The sequence below is a fragment of the Massilia sp. BKSP1R2A-1 genome (genome assembly GCF_050586525.1).
GTDB lineage: Bacteria > Pseudomonadota > Gammaproteobacteria > Burkholderiales > Burkholderiaceae_D > Telluria.
In genome coordinates, this window is sequence record NZ_JBOBRE010000017.1 from 48,521 (window position 1) to 70,110 (window position 21,590).

Here is a 21,590-nt window from a genome sequence, read left to right on the forward strand (position 1 = left end):
CGCGGGAAGGGGACGCCATGACGCGAACTGCGGGATCCGGTATCCGGATTGCGGGAAACCGGCGTCCCGGTCAGGGGCAGGGCAGGGTGATTGTCAGGCGGGTACGGCCGTGGCCCGTGTCCATGCTCACGCTGCCGCCCTGGACCTCGGCCATCAGGCGGATCGAGTAGGTGCCCAGGCCGTTGCCGCCGATCTTGCTTGACGCGGCATACTTCTCGAAGAAGCTGGCGCGCGCCGCTGGCGGCACCTCGCCCGCATTGTCGATCATGACGTGCAGGTTGCCGTAGCCCGGCGCGATGTAGACACTGACCTTGCCACCCGGCGGCGAAGCCTCGATGGCGTTCTTCAGTACGTTGTTGAACATCGAGTAGCACAGCAGCGGCTCGCCCAGGCACATCACGTCGTCCGGCGCCTCGTACTGCACCGTCACGTCCGAACCGCCGCAGGCGATCCCGACATGCTGGCACACGCGCCCCAGCATCTCGCCCAGGTCGAACATCTGCAGGGCCGCCTGGTAGCTTCCCTGCTCCATCTTGTAGACGTCGAGGGTGCGGTTGATCATCTCGAGCGCGTTCTCGGCCGCGGTCTCGATCATGTGGGCCTGCTCGCGCTGGGCCTCGGTGAGCGGGCTGACGAGCAGGGCCTGGCTGCCGTGCAGGGCCACCGCGATCGGGCTTTTCAGGTCGTGGCGGGTGATGCGCTCGACGTCCTCGCGCAGGCGCGCGTTCTCGATCAGGAGTTCGTTCTGGCGCTTGATGTCCTGCATGGCGGTAGCCAGCAGCAGGTGGGCCGACAGGCGCGCCTTCAGGATGGTGGGATCGGCCGGCTTGGACACGTAGTCCACCGCGCCCAGGCGCAGGCCGGCCACCACGTCCTCGGTGCCGTCGCGCGCCGACAGGAAGATGATCGGGATGTGGGCCGTCTTCGGATTGGCCTTCAGCTGGCGGCAGGTCTCGAAGCCGTCCATGATCGGCATCATGATGTCGAGCAGGATCAGGTCGATGTGGAAGGCGTCCGCGATCTCCAGCGCCTTCTTGCCGCTGATCGCGACCTTGATCGCGTATTCATCCTTCAGCACCCCGGCCAGCACCTCGATATTGGTCGGGATGTCGTCCACGATCAGCACCGTTGACTTCTTCACGCGCTCGCCGATCGGCGCATCCAGGCCGATGACGTTCGATTCGGGCAGCAGGGCCGGGGCCGGCGCCGGCGCCGGTGCCGGCGCTGGCGCTGGCGCGGCCGGGGCAGGCCGCGGCGCCGGCTGTGCGGGCCGGGCGAAGGGGTTCGGCGCCGTCTCCAGGGTCACCCCCAGCATATTCATGAACTTGCTGGCGAAGCTGTGCACCGTGAAGGGCTTGATCATGTAGGCGTTCACGCCGGCCTGCAGCGCGGTGCGCACCGATTGCGGGTTCGCCTCGGCGGTGAGCATCATGAAGGGCGTGTTGCCGTAGCGGTGGTCCGAGCGCATCCACTTGAGCAGGTCGATCCCGCTCATCACCGGCATGCCCCAGTCGCCGACGACGATATCGATCTGCTGCTTGCGCATGAGGTCCTGCGCGGTCTTGCCGTTATCGGCCTGGAACACGTTGAGGAAACCGAGTTCGGCCAGCACTTGGCGCACGTGGGTGCGGATCAGCAGGTAATCGTCGACGATGAGGATGGCAGCGGACTTGTCCATGATGTTTCTCTTACTTAAGTTTATGAAGTTTAGCAACTAATGATGGCCTCGCCTATGTGAAAAGTTGTCGCCGTTGTATGCATGCCAGCACTATTCCTGCACGATTCTTCGTGTTTCTGCGTAAATTTGCATGTTTTTGCGGGTTTCAGTAGAGTGGCGTGCATTCATAGGAGAGTCCATGCAGTTAGCCGAAGAAAGGCGCCAGGCGATCGTCGAGGCGGTCGAGCAGGAGGGGCGGGTCCTGGCCACCGAGCTGGCCCAGCGCCTGCACACATCCGAAGACACGATACGGCGCGACCTGCGCGATCTCGACGCCGCCGGCCTGCTGCGCCGCGTGCACGGCGGCGCGGTACGGCGCGGCGCGGCGCCCAGCTTCGGCGAGCGCATGGAAGCCGAACTGCCGCGCAAGAACGCGCTGGCCCGGATGCTGCGCGACTGCGTACGGCCAGGGGACACGGTGCTGATCGACGCCGGTTCCACCAACCTGGCGCTGGCGCGCCTGCTGGAAGACGGCCAGGCTGCGACCGTCGTGACCAACAGCCCCCAGGTGGCGCTGGCGCTGGGCGACTTCCGCCGCACCCGCGTGGTGCTGCTGGGCGGGACTTATCACGCGGCGCAAGGCGCCGTGATGGGGGCCTGGACCCTGGCCGAACTCCAGCAGCTGCGCGCCGACCTGTGCATCGTCGGCATCTGCGCGCTCGACCCCGAGCGGGGCCTGGCCACCGAAGACGCCGAAGAGGCGACCATCAAGAGCGCCATGCTGGCCGGCAGCACGCGGCGCGCGGCGGCGGTGCTCAACGAACGCCTGTTCGACAAGGCCTCCTTCCTGTTCGGCCGGCTGGCTGAACTCGACCACCTGGTGCTGGAAGCCGACGCGCCGCCCGACACCATCGCCCGCCTGCGCGAGTCGCACCCGGACCTCGACATCCAACTCGCAGCAAAGGCCCGCCCATGACCTCCACCACGACCTCCCTTTCCCGGGCGCGCTGGGCCATCTCCACCGTCTTCCTCCTCAACGGCGCCGGCATCGGCCTGTGGGCCGCGCACGTGCCGGTGGTGCAGGCGCGGCTCGGCATCGATACCGCGACCCTGTCCATGGTGCTGCTCACCATCGCGGCCGGCGCCCTGCTGGCCATGCCGATGATGGGGGGCTTCACGGCGCGCTGGGGCACGCGCCGCATGACGCTGGTCTCGGGCTTCCTCTTCGCCGCCATGCTGGGCATCCTGATGGGACTGAATGACCTGATCATCCTGTTCGTGGTGGCCTTCCTCTTCGGCGTCGGCAACGGCGCGCTGGACGTGGCCATGAACGCCAATGCCAGCGAAGTCGAGACGGCGCGCGGCATCCCGACCATGTCTTCCTTCCACGGTTTCTTCAGCCTCGGCGGCCTGCTGGGCGCGGCGCTGGGCGGCTTCGTGATCGGCCAGGGATGGGGCGACGGGCAGGGCGCGCTGGCGGCGGCGATTGCCACCGCGATCGCACTGGTATTCGCCGCGCCGCGCGTGATGTTCTTCGCGCCGGCCCATGGCGCCGGCAGCCACTTCGCCCTGCCGCGCGGGGCGGCGCTGGGCCTGGGCCTGCTGGCCCTGCTCTGCTTCGCGGTGGAGGGGGCGCTGGTCGACTGGAGCGCCCTGCTCATGCGCGAGCGCACCGGCGCCGAGCCGGCCAGCGCGGCGCTTGCCTACTCCGCCTTCTCGATCGCGATGGCGGCCTGCCGCTTCGCGGGCGACCGTATGATCCTGCGCTTCGGCGCCATGCGCGTCATGGTGCTGGGCGGCCTGGCGATGTTCGTGGGCCTGGCCACCGCGGTGCTGAGCACCCACTTCCTGCTGTCGGCCTGCGGCTTCGCCCTGATCGGCATCGGCGCAGCCAACGTGGTGCCGCTGCTGTTCGGCGCGGCCTCGCGCATTCCCGGCATGGGCGCCGGCGCCGGCGTGGCGGCGGTGGCGACCCTGGGCTACGGAGGGCTCCTGATGGCGCCCCCGGTGCTGGGCTATATCGCGTCGCACTCCAGCGTCATGGTGGCGCTGGGCATGCTGTCGCTGTCGGGTCTCGTCATCGCGATGAGCGCGGGAATCATCAAGCGCCAGGCCTGAGCATGTAGACTGGCGGCGGCATGTCGCCAGCAATCACACTATTCATCCAGGAGGAAGACAGGAATGTTCAATCACGTCATGGTCGGGACCAACGATATCGCACGCGCGAAACGCTTCTACGACGCCGTGCTCGGCGTGCTGGGCGCGGGTGCGCCTTTCGAGAACACCGCCCCGACCGGCCAGGCCCGCCTGTTCTACCGCCACGACGGCGCGGCTTTCTGCGTGTCCGAGCCGATCAACGGCGAAGCGGCCTGCCACGCCAACGGCGGCACCATCGGTTTCAAGTGCGGCTCGCCCGAGCAGGTGCAGCAGTTCCACGATGTCGCGATTGCGCATGGCGGGACCACCTGCGAGGAGCCGCCCGGCCTGCGCGAAGGCAGCCTGGGCGCCATGGTCCTGGCTTATGTGCGCGACCCGGACGGCAACAAGCTGTGCGCCGTGCACCGTCCGAAGAAGGCTTGAGAATGCACATGGCCCTGCCGCGCATGCGACAGGGCCATGTGGAAGGAGCGCTCGATCAGAAGATGAAGTCGCTCATCACCGGCATCGCCGTGTTGCCGTACATGGCGAAGGCCATGTCGGTGCCGCTGTTGAAGTTGCCGTCGCCGTTGACGTCGACCAGCATCCAGCCGTCGTCTTCGCCGTACATGGCGAAGGCCACCGAGCGGTTCACGCCGTTGTCGTTGAAGACGCCGGCGCCGTCCTTGATCGTCGACTGCAGGATGTGGTCGGTGTTCGACGCCACCTTGAACTTGGCGAACCCGTCACGGTTGGCGCCGGCCGCCAGGTGCAGGGCGGACAAGTCGATCTTGTCCGTGCCGACCTGGAAGTTGTTGATCACATCGTAGTCGTTGACCTGCTTGCTGCCCTGCGTGGCCCAGACCAGCTGCGAATCGCTGGCCTTGCTGAACACGATGGTGTCCTTCACCACCTTGTCGCGGTTCAGGATCACGTAGTCCTTCTCCCCGCCGTTACCCTGGAAGACGCCGCCGGCCGCGGTCGCCGTGTAGTAGTCGGTGCCCTGGCTGCCGAGGTAGTTCAGGCCCTTGCCGGCGGCGGCGGTGCTGCGCACCACGCCGTCGAAGTTGATGTCGCCGCTCGACGCCGAGGCGTTGAAGGTCTCGAGGGTGTCGGAGTAGATGCTGACCATGTCCAGGCTCGCATCGCCCGTCACGAGCACCGTCTTGCTGACCTGGGCATCCAGGAAGCCGAAGCTGTTCAGGTAGTCGGACGCGGCCCTGGCTTCATTCGTGCCGGTGGCCGGATTGTCGGGCTCCGTCTTGTTGACGGTGGAGTGCAGGATGATCGTCTCGATGTCCCTGGTCTCGAAGTTGTTGGCCTTGACCAGGCCGTTGGCGCGGTTGTCGGCATTCGCATCGTTCGCGCTCATGCTGATCGTCAGCCTGTCGTTGCTGCCGGACGCATCCTCCAGCGTGAACGTGATGTTGGCGCCGATGACGAAGTCGTCCGCCGGCGCGCCGGCGAGGTCGGGGTTGACATCCTGGCTGACCATCTCGATGCGCGAGTCGGCCCGGCCGTTGGTGAACTCGACGGGTCCGCGCAGACGTGCATGGGTGTGCAGGGTGGTGACGCTGCCGACCTTGTCGAGGTCATACACGCCTTTACCGCTCGAGAAATCCAGGATCTCGAAGTTGCTGTAGACCGGGCTGCCGGCGCCGATGAGGGCGGCGTCGTTCATCACCACGGTGTCGATGCCGGCGCCGCCGTCGACTTTCGCGCCGCCAAGGGCCGCGTGGGTGAAGTCGTAGCGGTCGTTGCCGGCGCCGAGGTCGACGGCCGCGTTGGCCGCCAGCGCGCCGCTCATCGAGACCAGGTCCGCACCAAGGCCACCCTTGACCGTCAGGCCCGCCGCGCTGGCCAGCTTGAGCGTGTTGGTGCCGCTGGACTGGGCGCCGTCGAAGGTCGTCAGCGAGGCGATGCCCGACAGGTCGCTGCTGAAATTGCCGGCGCCTTTCAGGCTCAGGGTCGCCAGCCTGTCGTCCGCCGCCAGCGCGGTGGTGGCGAGCTGGAAGTTGGTGGCGTTGTCGATATGCAGGGCCGTGGCCTTGGCTGCCGCGAGATTGATGTGCGAACCGACGCCGCCCTGCACGGCAAGCACCTGGAGGTAGACGGTCTTGGCGTTGGCATCGGTAACCGCCGCGCCGTTGCCGACTTCGCGCAGGCGCAGGTTCAGTTCGTGGTCCGCGGTGGCGTTGTCGATGATGGCGGCCTGGCTGGTGTCGCCGAGGCTGACGGCGGTCAGCGCATTGCCGTTCAGCGTGGCCACGCCCGTGTTGCCGGTCACGGAGACCGCGCGTCCGCCTTCGGTGGTGACGGCGCCGGCGCTCGTCCTGATGTCCATTTCGACCGCATCGGCAACCTTCACCCTGACCGCGCCGCCGGCGACGATCTTCACCTGCTCGAGGCCGCCGAAGCCGGACATGTCCCAGGCGCCGGCACTGCCGACGCCGCCCTTGGTGGCGATGTTGACCTGCTGGACGTTGGTCACCGAGACCTGGGCCGGACTGGCGCCTGCCAGCGCGCTGCCCTCATCGTTGATCGACAGGGTGTTGCGCCCGCCGCCGCCGTGGATGCTGTCCCCGGCCGAGAAGGTCGCGGCGGTCGCACTGAAGGTGTCGTTGCCGCCACCGCCCTTGAAGGCCACGCCGGTGTCCGCGTTGGCGCTCAGGGTGAACACGATCGGCGCCTTGCTTGCCGCGACGAAGCCGGCGGTCGCGGACTCCAGGCCGGCGGTGGCCGTGGCGAGGGATTCGTCCGTGGTGACGGCGGAAGTCAGCATCTTGGCATAGGCACTGGCCTCGTCGCCGTTGTAGGCGGCGCGCTCCGGATGCACGTCCAGCGCCTTCGTGAAGCTGGTCGCGAACTTGACCTTGTTGTTATATGCGACCAGGTCGTCGTTGCGTGCGCCCGCGGCGATGAAGGTCACGACGTCGTTGATGGTGATCTTCCGTTCGTCCAGCATCTTCGACCAGAAACTGACGCCTTCCAGCTCGCCGTCGCGGGCGAACAGGTTGCGTTAGACGGTGTTGACGATCTGGGGGGTGTTCATGCCGGCGAAGGTCTTCTTGTACTCGTCCGACGAAGCAAAGGCGGCGGTGACGATGGCCAGGCTGCCGCCCTGCGCTTCGATGACGGTTTGCCAGTGTGCCAGGCCGCCCGGATCCGCAGGGCGGTTGAAGTAGGCGACGTACAGTTGTTGGATCGTTTGTTCGTAGTTGGCCATGTCGGGCTCCAGATTGTGCTGGTTCATCTGATCGCCGACTGTCTCGTGCAGTCGACGGGATGACACATTCTGGCATCGCCCTTCGGACGATACTGCCCCTTCCAAGGGGTAAAGCATTCACCGTCTCAGGCGGCGCAGCTGCGAAAGCCGGAAAAGATGTCGTCGCGCTCCGGTGTGAAGAAATTCCGGTAACGTGGCGATCGCAGGCGCGGTGCGGTGGCGAAGGAAGCGCCGCGCAGGGCCTGGCGGCTGCCGAACCAGGGTGCCGAATACTCGCGGTAGCGGTCCGCCGCGAAGCCAGGGTAGGGGAGGAAGGGCGACGCCGTCCATTCCCACAGGCCGCCCCAGGCGAAGCCGGGATGCCCGGAGGCGGCCGCATACTCCCATTCCTCTTCACGCGGCAGGCGCCGTCCGGCCCAGTTGCACCAGGCCTCGGCCTCGTGCAGGGTCACGTGGCGCACCGGCGCTTCCGGGGCCAGCGCCTGCAGGCGCCCGAAGCGCATCTCCTGCCAATCCGCCCCTGCGCGCCGCCAGTAGCGCGGCGCCTCGCGGCCCTGCGCCGCCAGCCATGCGCGCCCGGCATCGCTCCAGTATGCCGGATCGCGGTAGCCGCCCGACTGCATGAAGGCGAGGTAGGCCGCGTTCGACACCAGGCCGGCATCGATCGCGAAGGGCGCGACGCAGAATGGCGCCGCCTGTCTTTCGTTGTCGAACACGAAGCCGCGCGACTGCTCGCCGCCACGGTCGAACCGGCCTCCGGTAAAGGCGATGTCGCCCCTTGCCGTCGCTTCCGGCGCATCGGATACGCCGGGAGGCGGCGCGGCGCCCAGGGTCTGCAAGGTGTAGAGCAGGGCTTCGCCATGCATATCTTCGTGCGTCAGCACCAGCCGGTAGGGATAGAGCGCGGCATCGTCGTCCGGCGTGCGCGCCAGGCGTGCGAGGATCGCGTCCAGCACGGCGCGGCAGTAGGCCTCGAGCGCATCGGGCGGGGGCAGGTCGAGCGTCCAGCGCGCCGCGTGCGCCACCGCGCCCGAGTCGAACAGGGTGTCGCCCCGGGTCAGCAGTGAGGCGCCCGCGGCATCGCCCGGTTGGGTGCCCATGGCTTCGCGCAGGACGAACCATTCGGCGAACCAGGCGATATGTCCCAGCTCCCACAGCGGCGGGTTGAGGATTGGCAGGCGTGGCACGCGCGCGGCCCGGTCGTAGCCGGCGGCGGCCAGCGCATCGAACAGCGATAGCGTGCGCCGCCGCGCATCGACCAGCGCGGCGGCAAGGGCCGCCGGTCCCATGTCGCGAAACGATGCGGCGCCTTCGCTCATGGCATGCTCAGGCATAGTGGCGCAGCACCGTGTAGACCCCATTCTTCGATTCGACCAGTGCGTAGCCGCCGGCCTGCCACAGCACCGGCGCACCGGCCTGCGGCGCCACCGCGCCGCCTGCGCGGCGCGCCAGCGTCACGTGCGGGCGATAGGCGCGCGCTTCCGGCGCCAGGCCGAGGGCGGCGAGGGCGCCGGACAGGCGCTGGTGCAGCGCCGGCAGTTCGGGCGGCGGCGCCGAAGGCTCCAGCACGGCAATCCCGTTGTGCCACAGGGCCGCGCGGTCGAGGACGAGCTGGAACGGCGTGAAAGGCACGGCGAAGCCCTCGAGGAGTTCGGGCAGCCGTTCGCTCGGCAGGACGCCGAGGAAGTGCAGGGTGACGTGCAGCTTGTCCGGATGGACCGGGGAAGCGGCCCCGGGCCAGGTCCATGCGTCGCGCCGCTCCGTGAGCTGGTGGCGCAGCGCCGGGTCGGGCCACAGGGCCAGGAACAGACGGGTGGTCTCGGGTTTCCCGTCCATGTCCGCTACCTCAGAAGCAGTGTTCCGGCGCCGGGAAGCTGCCGTCTTTCACCGCCGCCACATAGGCCGTCACGGCGCCGTCGATGCTGGCCTGGCCTTCCATGAAGTTGCGCACGAAGCGCGCCTTGCGGCCCGGGAAGACACCCAGCAGGTCGTGCATCACCAGCACCTGGCCGGAGCAGTCGGGACCCGCGCCGATGCCGATGGTCGGGATTTGCAGCAGGTTCGTGACTTCCTTGCCCAGTGCCGCCGGAATGGCTTCCAGCACCACCAGCGAAGCGCCCGCGGCCTGCAGCGCCAGCGCGTCGGCTTTCAGTTGCTCGGCCGCCGCGTCGGTCTTGCCCTGCACCTTGAAGCCGCCGAAGGCGTGCACGAATTGCGGGGTCAGGCCGATGTGGGCGCAGACGGGAATGCCGCGCTCGACCAGGAAGCGCACGGTCTCGGCCAGCCAGGCGCCGCCTTCGATCTTGACCATCTGGGCGCCGGCGCGCATCAGGGTGACTGCGTTGTTATACGCTTCCACCGGGGTGGTGTAGCTGCCGAAGGGCATGTCGGCCAGCACCAGGGCGAGCTTGTTGCCGCGGGCGACCGAGGCGGTGTGGTAGGCCACGTCGGCCACGGTCACCGGCAGGGTCGAATCGTAGCCGGCGCAGACCATGCCCAGCGAATCGCCGATCAGCAGCACTTCCACCCCGCAGCGGTCCATCAGCGAGGCGAAGCTGGCGTCGTAGGCGGTCAGCATGGTGATCTTGTCGCCTGCCGCGCGCATGGCGAGCAGCGAGGGCGCGGTCACGGCCTTGCGCACCGGCTTGGGTGCGTCGTTGGCGGCTGGGTCCTGGCCCTGCAGATAAGCGCTCATGGGAATCCTTTAAAACGATCGTTCGGAAAACGCGTAGTGTAATCCGAGCGCGCCGAATGTGCAGGAAAGCGTCTAGGACCGGAAAATAAAGTACACCGCCCCGACCAGGCACAGCGCCGCCCAGACATAATCGAGCTTGAAAGGCTCGTTCATGTAGAGCATGGCGAAGGGCACGAAGACGGACAGCGTGATCGCTTCCTGCATGATCTTCAGCTGCGCCAGGCTGAATTGCGTGTGGCCGATGCGGTTGGCCGGCACCTGCAGCAGGTATTCGAACAGGGCAATGCCCCAGCTGATGAGCGCGGCGATGTACCAGGCGCGGTTGTTGAGGCTCTTCAGGTGGCCGTACCACGCGAAGGTCATGAAGATGTTCGACAGCACCAGCAGGCCGGCGGTCTGGAACCAGATGGGAAGACCCATGTCAGAAGACTTTCTTCACCGCCTGGCTGGCCACCAGCGGCAGGTAATCGTGGATGGGGCCGACGCCAGGGATGACGATGTCGGGTGCGATCTCGGCCAGCGGCGCCAGCACGAAGCCGCGCTCGTGCATGCGCGGGTGCGGCACGGTGAGGGTATCGCTGTCGATGCGCTGCTCGCCGTAGAGCAGCAGGTCGAGGTCGAGGGTGCGCGGGGCGTTGCGGTAGGGGCGCTCGCGGCCGTGCACCTGTTCGATGTCCTGCAGGGCCGCCAGCAGTTCGCGGGGATCGAAGGCGGTGTCGATGCAGGCCACCGCGTTGATGTAGTCGGGACCGCTCGAGTCGACCGGCGCGGTGCGGTAGAGACCCGAGGTCTCGATGACCGTGGTGCCCTCCAACAGGGCAAGCCTGCGCAGCGCGTCCAGCACATTGGCCTGCGCGTCGCCCAGGTTGGCGCCGATCCCGACGTAGGCGATCATTCCTCGCCGCCGCCCTGTGCCGGCGCCGCGCCTTCGCCGCCGTTGGAACGGCGCGGACCACGGCGCGGCGGGCGCTTGCGCTTTTGTGGTTCGCCACCGCGACCCGCGCCGGCTTCGCCATTGCGCGGACGCGCATTCGCGGCCGCCAGCAGGGCTTCGCGCTCGCCGCCCTCGGCCGCATAAAAGGCCGTCCACCATTCGCCGACTTCGCCCGGCAGCTCGCCCGATTCGCAGCGCAGCAGCAGGAAGTCGTAGCCGGCGCGGAAGCGCGGGTGCTCGAGCAGTTTATAAGGCGCCTTGCCGGTGCGGCGCTCGAAGCGCGGCTGCATGGCCCAGATGTCGCGCATGTCGGTGGCGATGCGGCGCTGCAGGGCCAGGTTCTCGGTCTGGGTTTCCAGCACGTCGTCGGCCGCCAGGTGCAGGGCCGGAATCGGCGCTTCGCCGGCGGCGCGGTAGGCGTTCCACTTCTCCAGCACCTGGTGCCACAGGAGGGACGCGAACAGGAAGCCCGGCGAGACGCCCTTGCCGGCCTTGACGCGGCCGTCGGTCGATTCCAGGGCCAGGGTGACGAACTTCATGCCGATCGGCTGCTCCAGCACCACGTCGAGCAGCGGCAGCAGGCCATGGTGCAGGCCGGCGGAACGCAGCTCCTTCAGGCAGGCCAGAGCGTGGCCGGACAAGAGGAGCTTGAGCATCTCGTCGAACACGCGCGCCGCCGGCACGTTGTCGATCAAGGGGGCCATGACGGGGATGGGCGCGCGCGTGGTCGGCTCGATGGTGAAGCCGAGCTTCGCCGCGAAGCGCACCACGCGCAGCATGCGCACCGGGTCTTCGCGGTAGCGCGCTTCCGGCATGCCGATGATGCGCAGGGTTTTCGCGCGGATGTCCTCGATGCCGCCGTGGTAGTCCAGCACCGTTTGCGTGGCAGGGTCGTAGTACATCGCGTTGATGGTGAAGTCGCGCCGCGCCGCGTCCTCGTGCTGGGGACCGAAGTTATTGTCGCGCAGGACGCGGCCGTGTTCATCCTTGGGCGCGTTGTCGCTGCCGTTGCCGCGGAAGGTCGTCACTTCCAGCAGGTCCTGGCCGAACATCACGTGCACGATCTGGAAGCGGCGGCCGATGATGAAGGCGCGCCGGAACAGGCGCTTGACCTGCTCGGGCGTGGCGTCGGTGGCGATGTCGAAGTCCTTGGGCTTCACGCCCAGCAGCAGGTCGCGCACGGCGCCGCCGACGACGAAGGCCTTGAAGCCGGCTTCCTGCAGGGTCTGGGTGACCGTGATCGCATTGCGCGACACCAGGCGCGGGTCGATCTTGTGTTCGTCCGGGCCGAGGATCACGGCCTGGGTCGGGTCGCGTCCGTCGTCTTTCACGCCAAGGATTTTGCGGATGAATTTCTTAATCATTGAATAGATGGATGGTTGGCCAACCCTGCGCCTGCGCATGGGCGGCGAGCTTCGCGCTCGGGTTGGTGGCGACCGGGTGGCTGACGATCGAGAGCAGCGGCAGGTCGTTGTGCGAGTCGCTGTAGAAGTGGCAGCGCGCGAAGTCCTCGTAGCGCGCTCCTAACCGTTCCAGCCACGCGTGCATGTGGGTGATCTTGCCGGGGCCCGAGGTCGGCGTGCCGACCAGTTTTCCGGTGAGGTTGCCATCCGCGTCGTACTCCGGCATCGCGCCGATGTGGTGCTCCACGCCGAAGCGCGCCGCGATCGGCGCCGTGATGTGGTAGTTGGTCGCGGTGATGATGGCCACCAGGTCGCCGGCCGCCTGGTGTTCGCGCACCAGCGCCAGCGCCTTCGGCCGGATCGCCGGTTCGATGACTTCCGCCATGTAGCGCGCGTAGATGGCGTCCAGCTCGGCGCGCGGGAAGCGCGCCAGCGTGCCGAGGGCGAACTCGAGGTATTCGACCGGGTCGAGCCTGCCTTCCTGGTACTGGGCGAAGAACGCGTCGTTGCGGCGGCGGAAGGAGGTTTCGTCCACGGCGCCAATGCGGACCAGGAACTCGCCCCATTCATAGTCCGAATCGATCGGCAGCAGGGTATGGTCGAGGTCGAACAGCGCAAGGTTTTTCATTCTTTGGTTTCCGACTGCTGGTTTTCTTGCAGCAACAAATCACGCAGCAGCGGCAGGGTGACCGGGCGCTGGGTCTCGAGCGAATACTGGTCGAGGGCGTCCAGCATCGTCGCCAGCGACCGCATGTCGCGCTTGAAGTGAGACAACAAATAGGGTAACACGCTGGCCGACAGCGTCAAACCGCGCGCTTCGGCAGCCTGGGTCAGCGCCGCGATCTTCTCGTCGTCCGACAGGCCCTTGATCTGGTAGACCAGGCCCCAGCCCATGCGCGTGCGCAGGTCTTCGCGCACCTGCAATACGCCGGGCGGCACCGGGCCGGTGCAGACCATGTAGGCGCCGTGCTCGCGCACCTGGTTGAACAGGGCGAAGGCGTCGATCTGGCGCTGCGGCGTCAGGCGGTCGGTGTCGTCGAGCAGGTAGAGCGTGACGTCCGGGCTGTGCACGAACTGGTCTTCCGGCGCGTCGCAGGCGATGTAGCGCGAAGCCGGGCTGGCCGCGAGGGCCTGCAGCAGGTGGGTCTTGCCGGCGCCGGTGTCGCCCCACAGGTAGGCGAAATGCTCGCGCGAAGCACGCTGCGCGAACTGGTGCATCAGGTGCGCCAGTTCGGCATTCTCGCCCACCTGGAAGGTGTCGAGGCTGTGCGCCGGCTCGGCGCCTAAATCGAGCACCAGCTGCTTCATGGGACGATCGAGCCTGTGCTGGAGTTCATTACGCCACCGCCAGCCAGAGCGCCAGGCGGAACGTGGATGGTGCGGGCTCCGGGGTCAGGAAAAAGGGCATGCCGATATTGTTATTCTGTTAATCCGAGTAGAAACGGAAGTTCGATAGAGGCTGTTTTGCTAAAATAGCGGATTGACCAGGTTTGGGTCGCCGCCTTCTATTTTACCGCCTCCGCTGCCAAATACCATGAGCCAACCATCTAATGTTTCCCTCTCCTACCGCGACGCCGGCGTCGATATCGATGCGGGCGACGCCCTGGTCGAAGCGATCAAGCCCTTCGCCAAGCGCACCATGCGCGAAGGCGTCCTCGGCGGCATCGGCGGCTTCGGCGGTCTGTTCGAGATCAGCAAGAAGTACAAGGAACCGGTGCTGGTCTCCGGTACCGACGGCGTCGGCACCAAGCTCAGGCTCGCTTTCGAACTGAATCGCCACGACACCGTCGGCATCGACCTGGTCGCCATGAGCGTGAACGACATCCTGGTGCAGGGCGCCGAGCCGCTGTTCTTCCTCGACTACTTTGCATGCGGCAAGCTGGACGTGCCGACCGCCACCGCCGTGGTCAAGGGCATCGCCCAGGGCTGCGAAGAGTCGGGCTGCGCCCTGCTGGGCGGCGAGACCGCCGAGATGCCGGGCATGTACCCGGACGGCGAATACGACCTGGCCGGCTTCGCCGTCGGCGCGGTGGAAAAATCGCAGATCATCGACGGCAGCAAGATCGTCCCGGGCGACGTGGTGCTGGGCCTGGCCTCGTCGGGCATCCACTCGAACGGCTACTCGCTGGTGCGCAAGATCATCCAGGTGGCCAATCCCGACCTGGAAGCCGATTTCCACGGCCGTAAACTGAGCGACGTGCTGATGGCGCCGACCCGCCTCTACGTCAAGCCGATCCTGGCCCTGATCCAGGCCATGGAAGTGAAGGGCCTGGTGCACATCACCGGCGGCGGCCTGGTCGAGAACATCCCGCGCGTGCTGGCCGATAACCTGAGCGCCGTCCTCGATGCCAAATCGTGGACCATGCCGCCGCTGTTCCAGTGGCTGCAGCAGCATGGCGGCGTGGCGGATGCCGAGATGCACCGCGTGTTCAACTGCGGCATCGGCATGACCGTGATCGTGGCGAAGGAGAATGCAGATGCGGCGATGGCCCAGCTGCAGGCTGCGGGCGAGACGGTGTATCGCATCGGCGAGATCCGTGCGCGCGAAGAAGGCCAGGCGCAGACCGTCGTGCAGTAATTTTTTCTGCTGTCGATGAAACGGGCGCCTCGGCGCCCGTTTTTGTTTTGCAGTACGTAGGGTGGGCGGGTCTTCCCGCCCACGCGGTGATAGTCGGACTATGAATAGTCGCGCGGGCAGCACTACCGTGATTTGGACGCGTGGGCGGAGGACCGCCCACCCTACGAAACGGGCTAGCGTGCGGCGCCAATGTGCTTGTCCAGGAACTTCTCCACCCGTCCCCAGAAGTCCACCCGGGTCGACAGCTGCGACCAGCCATGTCCTTCCTCGGGATAGACCACCCATTCCACCCCCTTGTTGTGGCTCGCCACCGCGTCGCGGAACTTGTTGCCGTGGTAGAGCGGCACGCGGCGGTCCGAGGCGCCGTAGGCCATCAGCACCGGCTGGGTGATGCGCGCCGCCTGCTCGATCGGCGACGTCGCCTTGAGCTGGGCCGCGTCCTTGACCTGGTCGCCCACCAGCAGCGGCATGCCGTGGATGCGCCAGTCGTCCTGCAGGTCGGACTTGAAGCTCCAGTGGCCGTCGTAGAGCAGGTTGATGTCGGTGACGCCGAGGTAGTTGACCGCGCACTTGTACAGGTCCGGATCCTTGACGAGGCCCATCAGCGCCGCATAGCCGCCATAGCTGCCGCCCGCGATGCAGATGCGCTTCGGGTCGGCGTAGCCCTGGGCGATCGCCCAGCGCGCGCCGTCGGCGATATCGTCCTGCATCGCCAGGCCCCACTGTTTCCAGCCGGCGCGGTAATGGGCCTGGCCGTAGCCGATGCTGCCGCGGTAGTCCGGCTCCAGCACCGCGTAGCCGCGCGAGGCCAGGAACTGGGTTTCGCCATTCCAGCCCCAATGGTTGCCGCGGACATAAGGACCGCCGTGCACAAGCATCACCAGCGGCAGGTTCTTCCTCGCGCCGCCGGCCGGGATGGTCAGCAGGGCCGGGATCTCGCGGCCGTCGCGCGCCTTGTAGCGCACCGGCTCCTGCCGCGCCGCGCGGGCCGGGTCGATGCCCGCGCGGCTCGCCCCGATCGGGATCAAGGCGCCGGTCTTCGGGTTGTAGACCCGGTAGTAGTCCGGACGCGTGTCCGAATACGAGCGCACCAGCACCCACTGCGCATCCGCCCGCGAGGGCGCCGTGATGGTGTTGACGGTGCCCGGCAGCTGCTTGTCGACGGCTCCCTGGACGGCCTGCATCTCCTTGTCGAACCAGATGTTGGCGTAGGCGTCGGTTTCGAACAGGACGCCCAGCACCTTGCCGCGCCTGCTCACCAGGCCGCCGGTGAAGTCGTAGCCGCGGGTGGCCACGAGCGGCTGTGGATCGAGCTTGCCCGCAGCCAGGTCGAAGGTGTGCAGTGAGGCGGTGTCCCTGCCCGCCTGCGCCAGCACGAACAGGGTGCCGTCAGGGCCGAAGCCGACCGGTGTGAAAGCGCCACGGCTGCCGCCGTAGGTATTGAACTGGGCGACCGTGCGCCATTCCTCGCTGGCCGGGTCGCGGTAATGGATGGTGGTCTTGCCGCCTTCGTTTCGGGTAGCCATGCGCGGCTCGCCGGCATTGTCGAGCAGCCAGGTGTCGACGTCGCCAGGGCGCTTGACCGGTCTGGTCTGGCCGGTCACCGTATCGAGGTGCAGCAGGCCGACGGTGCGCAGCTCGCCGAGCTGGTTCCATTCGGGGGCGGTGACATAGACCCAGTTCGAGTCCTGGGCGCCGTGCTGGCTCAACATCTCGGTGTTCCAGGGCAGGATGCGCCGGTTGATGCGGCTGCCCGATTCGTTGGTCTCAACGGGCGAACGGCGGTCCGCCAGCTGGCGCATCGCCGAACCATCGCGGTTAACCGCGTACAGGCCGCTGGCCAGGAAGCGCCCGCCTTCGCCGACCTGCTTGTCGCTGACGTTGAACAGCAGGCGATCGTCGTTCACCCATTGGAATTCGAGGATGTCGACGTCCTTGTAGCTGGCGACGACGCGCGGTTTCTGGTCCTGCAGGTCGACCACGACCAGCGCGTCGCGCCGGCCCGGCGCGCCAGAGATCGCGGCCAGGTAGCGCCCGCTCGGCGACAGCGTCGCATTTTGCAGCAAGGGGTTGGAAAAGAAGGCTTCGACCGGCACCGGCGCCTGGGCCTGGGCATGGACCGCGGGCGCGGCGAGCAGGGTGAGGATGGCTGCGGCATGCAGCGAACGGGCAAGAATGGACGTCATATCGGCTTGTGTTAATCGTGGTGAGCCAGGTAGGCGGCATCACGATATCAGCAATGCGGCGCCGATAGAATGGCGCGGCATGCTTTCATGCCGCACGCATGCCTGCCGCTCAGGATTCCTGTTCCGGCGCGCGGATGTAGTCGACCATGCCCAGGTTCGCCTGGCTCGGCGGAGCGCTGAGCAGGCTGCCTGCGACGGTCGCCAGCAGGCCGGCCGGCACCCCGAACACGCCCGCCGCCAGCGGCTGGATGCCCAGCCAGGACGCGTCCAGGCTGCCGCCCAGGGTGGGGCTGGCGCGCAGCATGTACCACAGGCAGACCATCAGGCCAGTCACCATGCCGGCGATCGCCCCGGTGTGGTTGGCGCGCTTCCAGAACACGCCCAGCACCAGCACGGGGAACAGCGTGGAACCGGCCAGCGAGAACGCCGCGCCGACCAGCGACAAGATGTCGGCCGGCCTTTGAGACGCCGCATAGGCCGCGATGAAGGCCACCGCCAGCAGCAGGAGCTTGGAGATCGTCACCCGCTTCTGGGTCGAGGCGCCCGGGTCGACCATCTTGTAGTAGACGTCGTGCGAGAGCGCGTTGGAGATCGCCAGCAGCAGGCCGTCCGCCGTGGACAGCGCCGCCGCCAGGCCGCCGGCCGCGACCAGCCCCGAGATCACATAGGGCAGGCCGCCGATCTCCGGCGTGGCCAGCACCAGCACGTCGGCGTCGATCGCGAGTTCCGCCAGCTGCACGATGCCGTCGCCGTTGATGTCGGTCACCTGGATCAGGGGACTGACCTTGTCCACGCTGGCCCAGTAGGAAATCCAGGTCGGCAGGGAAGAATAATCACTGCCCACCAGCGAGGTATAGATGTCGTACTTGGCCAGCACGGCCAGCGCCGGAATGGTCAGGTAGATCAAGAGGATGAAGAACAGGGTCCAGAACACCGATACCCGGGTCTCGTTGACCGAAGGCGTGGTGTAGGCGCGCATCAGGATGTGGGGCAGGGCGGCGGTGCCAAACATCAGGCAGAACACCACGGCCAGGAAGTTGTTGCGGCGCTTGTCCGATTCCGCTTCGGTGGCGCCGGGGAAGGGCGTGGCGTGCGGTTCGGGTGGACGCGCCCGCGCCAGGTTGGCGTCGCGCTGTTCCTGCCACACCGTGCGCGCCTCGTCCAGCGAACCCGGGTAGGTGTTCAGGTCGCGCTCGGCCTGGCGCACCTCGCCCAGCGAGGCGTTGCGGGCCCGGACCTCGGCCAGGGCGCGCTGGGCTTCCAGCTTGCCCGCTTCCCAGGAGGCCGGCAGCGCCGCGATGCGCTGGGTGTACTCGTCGGCGCGGCGCCGGAATTCGGCGCGCACCTGTTCTTCGCGCGGGTCCCTGGCCAGCTGCGCTTCGCGCTGCGCCAGCTTGGGCAGGAGCGAGCCGTAGGCCACCTGCGGCACTGGGTTGTCGGCGTGCTTGGCCGACAGCCAGATCGTCGGAATCAGGAAGGCGACCAGCAGGATGATGTACTGCGCCACCTGGGTCCAGGTGATGCCGCGCATGCCGCCCAGGAAGGAGCACACCAGGATGCTGGCCAGGCCCAGGAAGATGCCGACCGAGAAGTCGACCCCGGTGAAGCGCGAGGCGATCAGGCCGACCGCGTAGATCTGCGCCACCACATAGGTGAAGGAGACCACGATGGTGGCGCCGACCGCGAGCGCGCGCACCGGTCCGCCGCGTCCGCCTGCCCCGCCGCCGTAGCGCGCCGCCAGGAAGTCGGGGATGGTGTACTGCGCGAATTTACGCAGGTAGGGCGCGATGAGCAGGGCCACCAGCACGTAGCCTCCGGTCCAGCCCATGATGTAGGCGAGGCTGTCGAAGCCGTACAGGTACAGGCCGCCGGCCAGGCTGATGAAGCTGGCCGCCGAGATCCAGTCGGCGGCCGTGGCCATGCCGTTGAACAGGGCCGGCACCCGGCGTCCGGCCACGTAGTATTCGGTGACGTTGGAGGTGCGCGCGATCACGCCGATGGTGGCGTACAGGGCGATGGTGGCGAACATGAAGACGTAGCCGATCCACAGGCGCGGCATGCCTTCCTGCTCGAGCAGGGCCAGCGCCACCAGGAACAGCGCGAAGCAGCCGGTGTACCAGAGGTAGTAGCGCGACAGCTTGCGGAAGTAGGGCGGCTTCTTCGCGCTCACGCATCCTCCCTGTTCGAGCCCGGCAGGTCCAGGTGGCGGCGGTCCAGCACCCGCATGCGCCAGGCATAGAAGGCGATCACGGCCAGCGACACCAGCGAGGCGCCCTGGGCCGCCATGTAGAAGGACAGCGGCCAGCCGAACACGGACAAATGCGACAGTTCGCGCGCGAAGAAGATGGTGCCGAAGCAGGTGAGCAGCCACAGGACCAGCAGGACCAGGGTCATGCGCCGCGTGCGCTCCCAGTGGGCGGCGCGGGCGGCCAGCAGGCGCGCGTGGTTGGAATCAGTCGGCATCGAGGGGTTCCTGGACGGGGGGCGGGAAGGTCAGGCGGAACAGGCTCCCGGGGTACTTCTTGGAATGGCTGCGCGGGTTGTTGAAGATGTCGATCTCGGCCCCGTGCTGCTGGGCGATCTCGCGCACGATGGCCAGCCCCAGGCCGCTGCCCTGCACATTCGTGCCGAGAATGCGGTAGAAGCGCTCGAACACGTGGGCGCGCTCGGTGGGGGCGATGCCGGGACCGGTGTCCTCGACCTCGAGCAGGGCCTGCTCGCCGTCGCGCCGCACCCGCACCGTCACGCTGCCACCGGAGGGCGTGTAGCGCAGCGCGTTGTCGATCAGGTTCGACAGCAGTTCGCGCAGCATCAGGGCGTTGCCGGCGATCGGCAGCGGCTTGTCCTGCGGTTCTTCGGGCAGTTCGAGGCCAAGGTCGATCTGGGCGGCAAACGAGGCCTGCACCCAGTCCTGCACGGTGGCGCGCGCCAGCTGGGCCAGGTCGATCTCCTCGAAGGCCAGGCCGGCGTGCGGCTGGTTCTCGGCGCGCGCGAGCGCCAGCAGCTGGTTGACCAGGCGGGTGGCCGATTCCGAACTCGTGGCCAGCTGCTCGAGCGAGCGGTGGATCTCGCCGGGGTCGACCTGGCGCAGGGCCAGCTCGGACTGCATGCGCATGCCGGCCAGCGGCGTCTTCATCTGGTGGGCGGCGTCGGCGATGAAGCGCTTCTGCATCTCCACGGTCTGGGCCAGGCGTTCGAGCATGTCGTTGAAGGAGCCGACCAGCGGCGAGATCTCTTCCGGCACCTGGCGCGGATCGATCGGCGACAGGTCGTCCTGGGGCCGGGCGCGGATGCGTTGCTGCAGCTCGGCCAGCGGAGACAGGCCGCGCGAGAGGGCGAACCAGACCAGGGCCAGGATCACCGGCAGGATGATGAACTGGGGCAGGATCACGCCCTTGATGATCTCGTTGGCCAGGTGGGCACGCTTGTCCAGGGTCTCGGCCACCTGCACCAGGGCCAGCTCGGGCTCCGCGCCCTTGCCGGGCTCGCGCAGCGGGTCCAGGTTCACATAGGAATAGGCGACCCGCACCGGCGTGCCGTGGATGCTGTCGTTGCGGAAGGAGACGGCGCCGCCGCGCGCCTGGTCGTCGCTGCTGCCGGCGCGCGGGCGCGGCAGGTCGCGGTCGCCGTCCAGGTGCAGTCCGGCCGGGCCGCTGATCTGGAAGTAGACGCTGTCGACGTCGTCGGCGCGAAGCACGTCGCGCGCGCTGCCGGGCAGCTGCACCACGGGCTTGCCGGACACGGTGCGGATCTGCTGCGACAGCACGGTCACGCGGTCTTCGAGGGCGTCGTCGAAGGGCTGGTTGGCGATCGACTTCGCCACCAGGTAGGTGATGGCGATGCTCATCGGCCACAGCAGCAGCAGCGGCGCCAGCATCCAGTCGAGGATCTCGCCGAACAGCGAGTGGCGGATGTTCTCGTCCGGCTCGGGATTGGGCGGGACGTAGAGGGGAGCGGCCTGCTGCGGCGGCTCCGGAGGACCGGCTTCCAGCCCGGCGTCGCGATCGTTCACTTGCTCTCTGGCGTAGGAGTGCGCGGGGTATCCGAGTATTTTTCGAGGCAGTAGCCAAGGCCGCGCACGGTGGCGATGCGCACGCCGCCGACCTCGATCTTCTTGCGCAGGCGGTGCACGTAGACCTCGATGGCGTTGTTCGAGACTTCCTCGCCCCATTCGCACAGGTGGTCGACCAGCTGCTCCTTCGAGACCAGGCGTCCGGTGCGCGCCAGCAGCACTTCCAGCAGGCCGAGCTCGCGCGCCGACAGGTCGAGCATCTGGTCGTTGATATAGGCGCTGCGGCCGACCTGGTCGTAGACCAGCGGTCCGTGTTTCACGACAGTGGGGCCGCCGCCGGCGCCGCGGCGGGTGAGGGCGCGCACCCGCGCCTCCAGCTCGGACAGGGCGAAGGGCTTGGCCATGTAGTCGTCGGCGCCCAGGTCCAGGCCTTCGACGCGCTGCTCGACCGAATCGGCGGCGGTGAGGATCAGCACCGGCAGGAGCGAGGAGCGGGCGCGCAGGCGGCGCAGCACTTCCAGGCCGGACAGCTTGGGCAGGCCGAGATCGAGGATGAGGAGGTCGAACTCCTGGGTGGACAGGGCCGTGTCGGCATCCTGGCCGTTCTTGACGCAATCGATGGCGTAGCCGGACTGGCGCAGCGACCGCGTTAATCCATCGGCAAGTACGCTATCATCTTCGGCGAGCAAAATTCGCATGGGGACCTCGGTAGAACATTTAGACCAGAACGGCCCCTATTGTGTTTGATTTATCGCAACAATGC

General features: G+C 67.5%; 20 protein-coding genes. 4 read left to right on the plus strand and 16 right to left on the minus strand.

All coding sequences use genetic code 11. The features are described from left to right. Positions 1-70: 70 nt before the first annotated feature. Positions 71-1,678 carry a response regulator gene (locus ACQ7JA_RS21940; RefSeq protein ID WP_430901707.1) on the minus strand — a complete coding sequence of 536 codons (1,608 nt, stop codon included), beginning with the start codon at positions 1,676-1,678 and terminating at the stop codon, positions 71-73. A gap of 178 nt (positions 1,679-1,856) precedes the next feature. On the opposite strand from ACQ7JA_RS21940, the gene ACQ7JA_RS21945 reads away from it, so the two are divergent. The 3 genes from ACQ7JA_RS21945 (at position 1,857) to ACQ7JA_RS21955 (ending at position 4,237) form a co-directional block, all read left to right on the plus strand. Continuing rightward, on the plus strand, positions 1,857-2,633 hold the full coding sequence (locus tag ACQ7JA_RS21945) for a DeoR/GlpR family DNA-binding transcription regulator (protein ID WP_430901709.1): 777 nt from the start codon (positions 1,857-1,859) through the stop codon (positions 2,631-2,633). Then, positions 2,630-3,775, plus strand: a complete 1,146-nt coding sequence (locus ACQ7JA_RS21950) for an MFS transporter (protein WP_430901711.1) — start codon at positions 2,630-2,632, stop codon at positions 3,773-3,775. Before ACQ7JA_RS21945 ends, ACQ7JA_RS21950 begins: the two co-directional genes overlap by 4 nt. 63 nt (positions 3,776-3,838) lie before the next feature. Further along, positions 3,839-4,237, plus strand: a complete 399-nt coding sequence (locus tag ACQ7JA_RS21955) for a VOC family protein (RefSeq protein ID WP_430901713.1) — start codon at positions 3,839-3,841, stop codon at positions 4,235-4,237. A 55-nt stretch (positions 4,238-4,292) separates the two neighbouring features. Here the strand turns inward: ACQ7JA_RS21955 and ACQ7JA_RS21960 are convergent, their stop codons facing one another. The 10 genes from ACQ7JA_RS21960 to hda form a co-directional block, all read right to left on the minus strand. Then, positions 4,293-6,758 carry a hypothetical protein gene (locus ACQ7JA_RS21960; protein ID WP_430901715.1) on the minus strand — a complete coding sequence of 822 codons (2,466 nt, stop codon included), beginning with the start codon at positions 6,756-6,758 and terminating at the stop codon, positions 4,293-4,295. A gap of 54 nt (positions 6,759-6,812) precedes the next feature. Beyond that, positions 6,813-7,046 carry a DUF4214 domain-containing protein gene (locus tag ACQ7JA_RS21965; RefSeq protein WP_430901717.1) on the minus strand — a complete coding sequence of 78 codons (234 nt, stop codon included), beginning with the start codon at positions 7,044-7,046 and terminating at the stop codon, positions 6,813-6,815. Positions 7,047-7,144: 98 nt separating this feature from the next. After that, positions 7,145-8,338 (minus strand): selenoneine synthase SenA, encoded by a 1,194-nt coding sequence (gene senA / locus ACQ7JA_RS21970; protein ID WP_430901719.1) that lies wholly within the window; start codon positions 8,336-8,338, stop codon positions 7,145-7,147. 7 nt (positions 8,339-8,345) lie between these two features. Continuing rightward, positions 8,346-8,855, minus strand: a complete 510-nt coding sequence (thpR, locus tag ACQ7JA_RS21975; RefSeq protein WP_430901721.1) for an RNA 2',3'-cyclic phosphodiesterase — start codon at positions 8,853-8,855, stop codon at positions 8,346-8,348. 10 nt (positions 8,856-8,865) lie between these two features. Further along, positions 8,866-9,714, minus strand: coding sequence for a 3-methyl-2-oxobutanoate hydroxymethyltransferase (gene panB, locus ACQ7JA_RS21980; RefSeq protein ID WP_430901723.1), 849 nt, complete (start codon positions 9,712-9,714; stop codon positions 8,866-8,868). A gap of 72 nt (positions 9,715-9,786) precedes the next feature. Further along, the gene (locus ACQ7JA_RS21985) at positions 9,787-10,134 is read right to left on the minus strand and encodes a DMT family protein (protein WP_430901725.1); all 348 of its coding nucleotides are present in this window, start codon (positions 10,132-10,134) and stop codon (positions 9,787-9,789) included. 1 nt (position 10,135) lies between these two features. Then, positions 10,136-10,609 carry a 2-amino-4-hydroxy-6-hydroxymethyldihydropteridine diphosphokinase gene (folK, locus tag ACQ7JA_RS21990; RefSeq protein WP_430901727.1) on the minus strand — a complete coding sequence of 158 codons (474 nt, stop codon included), beginning with the start codon at positions 10,607-10,609 and terminating at the stop codon, positions 10,136-10,138. Continuing rightward, positions 10,606-12,012: a polynucleotide adenylyltransferase PcnB gene (gene pcnB, locus ACQ7JA_RS21995; protein ID WP_430901729.1), complete on the minus strand. Its 1,407-nt coding sequence runs from the start codon at positions 12,010-12,012 to the stop codon at positions 10,606-10,608. Before pcnB ends, folK begins: the two co-directional genes overlap by 4 nt. Further along, on the minus strand, positions 12,005-12,679 hold the full coding sequence (locus ACQ7JA_RS22000) for an HAD family hydrolase (RefSeq protein WP_430901731.1): 675 nt from the start codon (positions 12,677-12,679) through the stop codon (positions 12,005-12,007). The genes pcnB and ACQ7JA_RS22000 overlap by 8 nt, the downstream gene beginning before the upstream one ends. After that, complete coding sequence (hda, locus tag ACQ7JA_RS22005; protein ID WP_430901733.1) at positions 12,676-13,359, minus strand: DnaA regulatory inactivator Hda; 684 nt, start codon at positions 13,357-13,359, stop codon at positions 12,676-12,678. Before hda ends, ACQ7JA_RS22000 begins: the two co-directional genes overlap by 4 nt. Positions 13,360-13,585: 226 nt before the next feature. Between hda and purM the strand changes: the two genes are divergently transcribed. Further along, complete coding sequence (gene purM, locus ACQ7JA_RS22010) at positions 13,586-14,629, plus strand: phosphoribosylformylglycinamidine cyclo-ligase (protein ID WP_430901735.1); 1,044 nt, start codon at positions 13,586-13,588, stop codon at positions 14,627-14,629. A gap of 173 nt (positions 14,630-14,802) precedes the next feature. Here the strand turns inward: purM and ACQ7JA_RS22015 are convergent, their stop codons facing one another. The 5 genes from ACQ7JA_RS22015 to ACQ7JA_RS22035 form a co-directional block, all read right to left on the minus strand. After that, a complete protein-coding gene (locus tag ACQ7JA_RS22015; protein WP_430901737.1) occupies positions 14,803-16,815 on the minus strand; it encodes a prolyl oligopeptidase family serine peptidase in 2,013 nt (670 codons plus the stop codon). A 109-nt stretch (positions 16,816-16,924) separates the two neighbouring features. Then, positions 16,925-18,985: a sodium:solute symporter family protein gene (locus tag ACQ7JA_RS22020; protein WP_430901739.1), complete on the minus strand. Its 2,061-nt coding sequence runs from the start codon at positions 18,983-18,985 to the stop codon at positions 16,925-16,927. Continuing rightward, positions 18,982-19,278, minus strand: coding sequence for a DUF4212 domain-containing protein (locus tag ACQ7JA_RS22025; protein ID WP_430901741.1), 297 nt, complete (start codon positions 19,276-19,278; stop codon positions 18,982-18,984). The genes ACQ7JA_RS22020 and ACQ7JA_RS22025 overlap by 4 nt, the downstream gene beginning before the upstream one ends. Then, positions 19,268-20,827, minus strand: coding sequence for a sensor histidine kinase (locus ACQ7JA_RS22030; RefSeq protein ID WP_430901743.1), 1,560 nt, complete (start codon positions 20,825-20,827; stop codon positions 19,268-19,270). Before ACQ7JA_RS22030 ends, ACQ7JA_RS22025 begins: the two co-directional genes overlap by 11 nt. Then, positions 20,824-21,525 carry a response regulator gene (locus ACQ7JA_RS22035; protein ID WP_430901745.1) on the minus strand — a complete coding sequence of 234 codons (702 nt, stop codon included), beginning with the start codon at positions 21,523-21,525 and terminating at the stop codon, positions 20,824-20,826. The genes ACQ7JA_RS22030 and ACQ7JA_RS22035 overlap by 4 nt, the downstream gene beginning before the upstream one ends. Positions 21,526-21,590: the final 65 nt, after the last annotated feature.

Coding starts and splice junctions, on each gene's coding strand:
- ACQ7JA_RS21940 (WP_430901707.1), bottom strand. CDS start 1,678: ATGGACAAGTCCGCTGCCATCCTCATCGTCGACGATTACCTGCTGATC.
- ACQ7JA_RS21945 (WP_430901709.1), top strand. CDS start 1,857: ATGCAGTTAGCCGAAGAAAGGCGCCAGGCGATCGTCGAGGCGGTCGAG.
- ACQ7JA_RS21950 (WP_430901711.1), top strand. CDS start 2,630: ATGACCTCCACCACGACCTCCCTTTCCCGGGCGCGCTGGGCCATCTCC.
- ACQ7JA_RS21955 (WP_430901713.1), top strand. CDS start 3,839: ATGTTCAATCACGTCATGGTCGGGACCAACGATATCGCACGCGCGAAA.
- ACQ7JA_RS21960 (WP_430901715.1), bottom strand. CDS start 6,758: ATGCTGGACGAACGGAAGATCACCATCAACGACGTCGTGACCTTCATC.
- ACQ7JA_RS21965 (WP_430901717.1), bottom strand. CDS start 7,046: ATGAACCAGCACAATCTGGAGCCCGACATGGCCAACTACGAACAAACG.
- senA (WP_430901719.1), bottom strand. CDS start 8,338: ATGAGCGAAGGCGCCGCATCGTTTCGCGACATGGGACCGGCGGCCCTT.
- thpR (WP_430901721.1), bottom strand. CDS start 8,855: ATGGACGGGAAACCCGAGACCACCCGTCTGTTCCTGGCCCTGTGGCCC.
- panB (WP_430901723.1), bottom strand. CDS start 9,714: ATGAGCGCTTATCTGCAGGGCCAGGACCCAGCCGCCAACGACGCACCC.
- ACQ7JA_RS21985 (WP_430901725.1), bottom strand. CDS start 10,134: ATGGGTCTTCCCATCTGGTTCCAGACCGCCGGCCTGCTGGTGCTGTCG.
- folK (WP_430901727.1), bottom strand. CDS start 10,609: ATGATCGCCTACGTCGGGATCGGCGCCAACCTGGGCGACGCGCAGGCC.
- pcnB (WP_430901729.1), bottom strand. CDS start 12,012: ATGATTAAGAAATTCATCCGCAAAATCCTTGGCGTGAAAGACGACGGA.
- ACQ7JA_RS22000 (WP_430901731.1), bottom strand. CDS start 12,679: ATGAAAAACCTTGCGCTGTTCGACCTCGACCATACCCTGCTGCCGATC.
- hda (WP_430901733.1), bottom strand. CDS start 13,359: ATGAAGCAGCTGGTGCTCGATTTAGGCGCCGAGCCGGCGCACAGCCTC.
- purM (WP_430901735.1), top strand. CDS start 13,586: ATGAGCCAACCATCTAATGTTTCCCTCTCCTACCGCGACGCCGGCGTC.
- ACQ7JA_RS22015 (WP_430901737.1), bottom strand. CDS start 16,815: ATGACGTCCATTCTTGCCCGTTCGCTGCATGCCGCAGCCATCCTCACC.
- ACQ7JA_RS22025 (WP_430901741.1), bottom strand. CDS start 19,278: ATGCCGACTGATTCCAACCACGCGCGCCTGCTGGCCGCCCGCGCCGCC.
- ACQ7JA_RS22035 (WP_430901745.1), bottom strand. CDS start 21,525: ATGCGAATTTTGCTCGCCGAAGATGATAGCGTACTTGCCGATGGATTA.